5 protein-coding genes are annotated in these 4,828 nt (G+C 74.8%); all 5 read right to left on the reverse strand.

Features of this window, described 5'->3' with window-relative positions:
- Positions 1-79: 79 nt before the first annotated feature.
- On the reverse strand, positions 80-811 hold the full coding sequence (locus DZF91_RS07075; RefSeq protein ID WP_158587867.1) for a hypothetical protein: 732 nt from the start codon (positions 809-811) through the stop codon (positions 80-82).
- Positions 808-2,049, reverse strand: a complete 1,242-nt coding sequence (locus tag DZF91_RS07080) for a serine/threonine-protein kinase (protein WP_117356682.1) — start codon at positions 2,047-2,049, stop codon at positions 808-810. Before DZF91_RS07080 ends, DZF91_RS07075 begins: the two co-directional genes overlap by 4 nt.
- A gap of 334 nt (positions 2,050-2,383) precedes the next feature.
- On the reverse strand, positions 2,384-3,361 hold the full coding sequence (locus tag DZF91_RS07085) for a sigma-70 family RNA polymerase sigma factor (RefSeq protein ID WP_117356683.1): 978 nt from the start codon (positions 3,359-3,361) through the stop codon (positions 2,384-2,386).
- 121 nt (positions 3,362-3,482) lie between these two features.
- Positions 3,483-4,460, reverse strand: coding sequence for a D-alanyl-D-alanine carboxypeptidase family protein (locus tag DZF91_RS07090; protein WP_117356684.1), 978 nt, complete (start codon positions 4,458-4,460; stop codon positions 3,483-3,485).
- 109 nt (positions 4,461-4,569) lie between these two features.
- Positions 4,570-4,828: ATP-binding protein (locus DZF91_RS07095; RefSeq protein WP_147341037.1), on the reverse strand; the 259-nt coding region annotated here is incomplete at its 5' end.

Here is a 4,828-nt window from a genome sequence, read left to right on the forward strand (position 1 = left end):
GCTCGCCGACCGGAGAGGTCGGCGAGCCGGGCGGTCGCTCGGACGGCGGGCCTGGCGGACGGCCCGGGCAGGCGGTCCGTCAGAAGTTCAGGGGAGGGCTCTCCCTGCTGTCTCCCTGCCAGATGCCCTGGTAGGAGAACTTCGCCAGCGTCCGGTAGGTGTCCCTGGCGGGGATGGTGGCGTACTCCCACGTGCAGACCAGCGTGGTGCAGGGCGGGGACGTCCAGGTTCCGGCGTTGGTCTGGTCGGCGGCCCGCTTGAGCACCAGGATGATCCGCATCTGGTTGGAGGCGATCAGCTTGGGATCGTTGCGGGAGGCCACGGGATCCAGGGTCGCCCGCAGTCGCACGTACTGCCCGTCGAAGCGGATGCACGCCGTCAGGTAGTGCTGCCTGCGGTCGGCCTCCTGGCGGGGGCCGCACATCCATCCGGTGGCCTTCGGCGAGTTCCCTCCGCCACCGCCGCCACCGGCCGGGCCGGACCCCGGTCCCGAACCCTTGGTCGGCGCCCCCGGGGACGAGGGGGACGCGCCAGGCGAGCCGCCCGGCGACGCCGAACCCGACCCGGACGCGGACGGCGTCGCGCCGGGCGAGCGCTTCCCCTTGCCGCTCGGACGCGCCGAACCGCTCCCGGGCCCGGCGGCGAGCGTCCCGCGGGACGCCTCGCCCATCGTCTTGACCTGGTCCTTCCCGGAGTCGCCGCCCCCGGCGGTGAGCGCGAGCGTGACCCCGGTGGCGACCACCGCCGCCGTGGCCGCCGCGCCCGCGCCGATCAGCGCGCCGCGCCGGGCCCCTCCGCCGCTCCTGCTCACGGCCACCGTGCCGTCCGGCGAGCCTCCGGCCCCCGGATGCCCGCCCTGCTGCATCGCGGAGACTCCCTGCGGCGTGATTCCGTGCCGTCCGGCGAGCCTCCGGCCCCCGGATGCCCGCCCTGCTGCATCGCGGAGACTCCCTGCGGCGTGATTCCGCCCTGGGGGGTGAACCCGCCCTGCGGCGTGAACCCGCCCTGCGGGGTCATACCCCCCTGCGACTGGGACGCGGCGTCGGGCAGGGAAGCGCCGTTCGGAAGTGACGCGCCCTGCGGCAGCGACGGCTGGCTCGTCCCGAGACCGCCGAACGTCCCCGAGGTCCCGGCGGCCCCGGCCGCGCCCGCCGCACCGGCCGCCCCCGCCGCGCCCGGACGGGACGGCGGCCTGTTCGGAACGGTGATCGCGAACCGGCCGCGGTGGTTCGCCTGGGCGAACTCCATCAGGCGGCGGCCCATGTCGTAGGCGCCGATGCGGGCGATCGGCTGCTTCTCGAGGCTCTGCTCCAGCAGCGTCCACAGCTCCGGAGGCAGGCCGGGCAGCGGAGGCGGCGGGACGTGCAGGTGCTCGTGCAGGACCGCCGAGATGCTGCCACCGCCGAACGGCTGGCGTCCGGCGAGCAGCTCGTACAGGGTGATGCCCGCGGCGTAGACGTCGGCCGGCGGGCCCGGCTCGGCGCCCTCCAGCACCTCCGGCGCCATGTAGCGCGGCGTCCCGACGATGTTGCCGGTGGCGGTGAGGTCGTCCCCGGTGGCGATCCGGGCGACGCCGAAGTCGGCGAGCCGCACCGGCCGCTCGGGCGTGCCGTGGTCGAGCAGCACGTTGGCGGGCTTGAGGTCGCGGTGGACCAGGCCCGACTCGTGCACCGCGACGAGGGCCGCGCAGACCTGGGCGACCAGCCAGGCCGCCTCGGCGTGCCCCAGCGCGCCGCCGCGCCGGCCGCGGTACTCGGCCAGGTCCTCGCCGGTCACCAGGTCCATGACCAGGGCGAGCCGGTCGCCCTCCACGACCAGGTCGTGCACGGTCACCACGCTCGGGTGCCGGACCCGCAGCAGCGCGGTGCGCTCCCGCACGAACCTGGTCACCGCGGCCGGGTCGACCGCGAGCTCGGGCCGCAGCACCTTGACCGCGCGCTCCTCGCCGGTCACGCGGTCGCGTGCCCGCCACACCACGCCCATGCCGCCCTGGCCGATCATGTCGACCAGCGTGTAGCGGCTGCCGAGCGCCGTGCTGTCCCCGTCCATCCTGCCCTACCCCCATGCTGTGAAGATCACGACATTATGGCGGTGTCCAGTCACTTCAGGGGCAGTCTGGCGGAATTTTCGGCAAGTCAGGACATAGCGGAGGCTGATCCTGCCACGTATCCAGGTGCGCGGGCCGCAGCCGCCGCAGCCAGGTCGCCCAGTACTCGTCCAGGAGCACGGTCGTGCCGGACGCGTCGCGCTCGGTCGGCGTTTGGACCGGCGACAGCGCTGCGGCGACCGCGCGGTTGCAGTCGCGGTCGCGGTCGCGGTCGTGAACGGGCACGTCGGCCGAGGACGCGCCGGCCCGTGCCGGACGCGCAGGCGAACGGGCGGGTCAGGCGGTGTCGGGCAGCCCGAAGAAGGGGAACAGGCGGGTGTCGAAGAACACCGACGCGTGCCGCACGCCGTCGGACGCCACCTCCAGGACCTGGAGCTGGTACGGCCGGTAGACGCCGTCGTCGCCGCGCTTGTAGAGGGCGAAGGCGGGCTGGCCGTTCGCGCCGGTCGGCAGCAGCCGGAACGTCGCCCGGTCCGGCCCGCACTGCGACTTGATGAGCCGGGCGATGTGCTCCGGGCCGACGAACCACTCGGGGAACGGCGGCATCTCCCAGACCGCGTCCTCCTTGAACAGCTCGACCAGGCCGTCGATGTCGGCCTCCTCGAACGCCCTGGCGTAGCGCTCCAGCAGGTCGCGCTGCGCGGGGTCGGTCGGCTCGACCAGCTCGTCGCGCTCGGGCGCGTGCTCGGCCAGCTGCGCGCGGGCGCGCTGCAGGGCGCTGTTCACCGACGCGGTGCTCGTGCCGAACAGCTCGGCGACCTCCGCCGCCTTCCACTTCAGCACGTCCCGCAGGATGAGCGTGACCCGCTGCCGCGCGGGCAGGTGCTGGAGCGCCGCGACGAACGCCAGCCGGGTGCTCTCCCGGGCCGCGACGATCGACGCCGGGTCGGCCGGGTCGGCGGCGACCAGGCTGTCGGGCGCGGGCTCCAGCCACGGCACCTCGGGCGAGGCGACGACCGGCCGCTCGGGCTCGTCGCTCGGGCCGCCGAGCCCGGTGGGCATCGGCCGCCGGCCGCGCTGCTCGATCGCGGTCAGGCACGCGTTCGTCGCGATCCTGTGCAGCCAGGTGCGCAAGGAGGACCGCCCTTCGAAGCCCTCGTAGGACCGCCAGGCCCTGAGATAGGTCTCCTGGACCAGGTCCTCCGCGTCGTGCAGCGAGCCCGTCATCCGGTAGCAGTGCGCGAGCAGCTCGCGCCGGTACGGATCGACGAGCTCCTCGAACTCGCGCTCCCGGTCGATGGTGCTGTTCGCCATTCGGGTCACCCTCACTGGCCGACGCGGTGGTTCTGGACCGACGTCCCGACCGTAGGCGAAGCCACCGACATTTCGTGGGAGGCGTCCCGTCCCGGACGGCCCAGCCCAGCGAAACCGCAGCTCAGAGCCCGGACGCCGACGTCGAGGCGCTGCCCGGCGCCAACCGCCGGGCCGCCTCGAGCAGCCTGCGGCTGCTGTCGAAGGCGGCCTCCAGCTTCGCGTCCAGGCCCGCCCCGGCCTCACCCTGCCGCAGCACGACGCCGAGGATCAGCCGCGAGCGGTCCCCGGACGCCGGGTGAGCCGCCCACATCAGCGCCCCGCCCGCCGGGGTGCTGGACCCGGTCTTGAGCCCGACCACGCCCGGATCGGCGAGCAGCCTGTTGGTGTTGCGGACGACCCCGACGCCCGGAACGGTCGCCTCCCTGGCCGCGACGACCGCGCGCAGCGCCGGCTCCCCCATCGCCGCCCCGGCCAGCCGGAGCTGGTCGGCGGCCGTGCTCACCGTGCTGGACTCGTAGCCGCTCGCCCCCGTGTAGACGGTGTCGCGCATCCCCAGCCGCGCGGCGGCCTCGTTCATCTTCCGGACGAACGCCGTCTCCGAGCCCGCGTCCCAGCGCGCCAGCAGCCGCGCGACGTTGTTCGCCGACGGCAGCAGCATGAGCTGGAGCATCCGCCGCTGGCTGAACCGCTGCCCCTCCCCCAGGAAGACCGTCGACTCGTCCCGGTTGCCCGACTCGCTGGACGCCGTCCGGTCGATCGTCAGCAGCGGCCCGTCCTCGCCCGCCCGCAGCGGATGGTCGCGCAGGACCACATAGGCCGTCATCACCTTGGTGACGCTGGCGATGGGCACCCGCTTCTGCTCACCACCGGTGACGGGCCCGCCCAGGCCGTCGATCTCGACGGCCGCCTGCCCGGTCCGGGGCCACGGCAGCCCGAGCCGGTCCCCCGGTCCCGCGCCTCCGGCCCCCGGAACCGGTTTCCGGCCGAAGACGAGGGCCGTCCCCACGCCCAGCAGTCCGACGAGCACCAGGGCGATCACGGCCGCCGAACCGAACACGAGCGGACGGCCGCGCCGGGGCCGCGGAGAAGAAGACGTCACGACATGCCTCCCAGGGAACGATGCGCGGCTTTCGCGCACATCGGCCACCCTGGTCACGGCGGATGTCGGCCCCGTCAGAGCCGTGCCGCGGCCAGCGCTCGACCGTGTATCAGCCGTGTATCGCCGGGAGCCGGACGGTCACCAGCGCGCCTCCGTCCGGGGCGTTCCCGAACAGCAGCCGCGCGCCGATCACCCGGGCCTGGCCCGCGGCGATGGTCAGGCCGAGGCCGTGGCCCCTGCCGCGTTCGGGCGCTCCGGTCCGGAACCGGCGCGGCCCCTCGGCGCGCAGTTCGGCGAGCAGCCCGTCCGGCAGCCCGTCGCCGTGGTCGCGGACGGTCAGCACGACGTCCCCGGCGCGTCCGCCGTCC

Origin of the sequence: Actinomadura logoneensis, from assembly GCF_003428695.1 — a bacterium.
Classification (GTDB): Bacteria; Actinomycetota; Actinomycetes; order Streptosporangiales; family Streptosporangiaceae; genus Spirillospora; species Spirillospora logoneensis.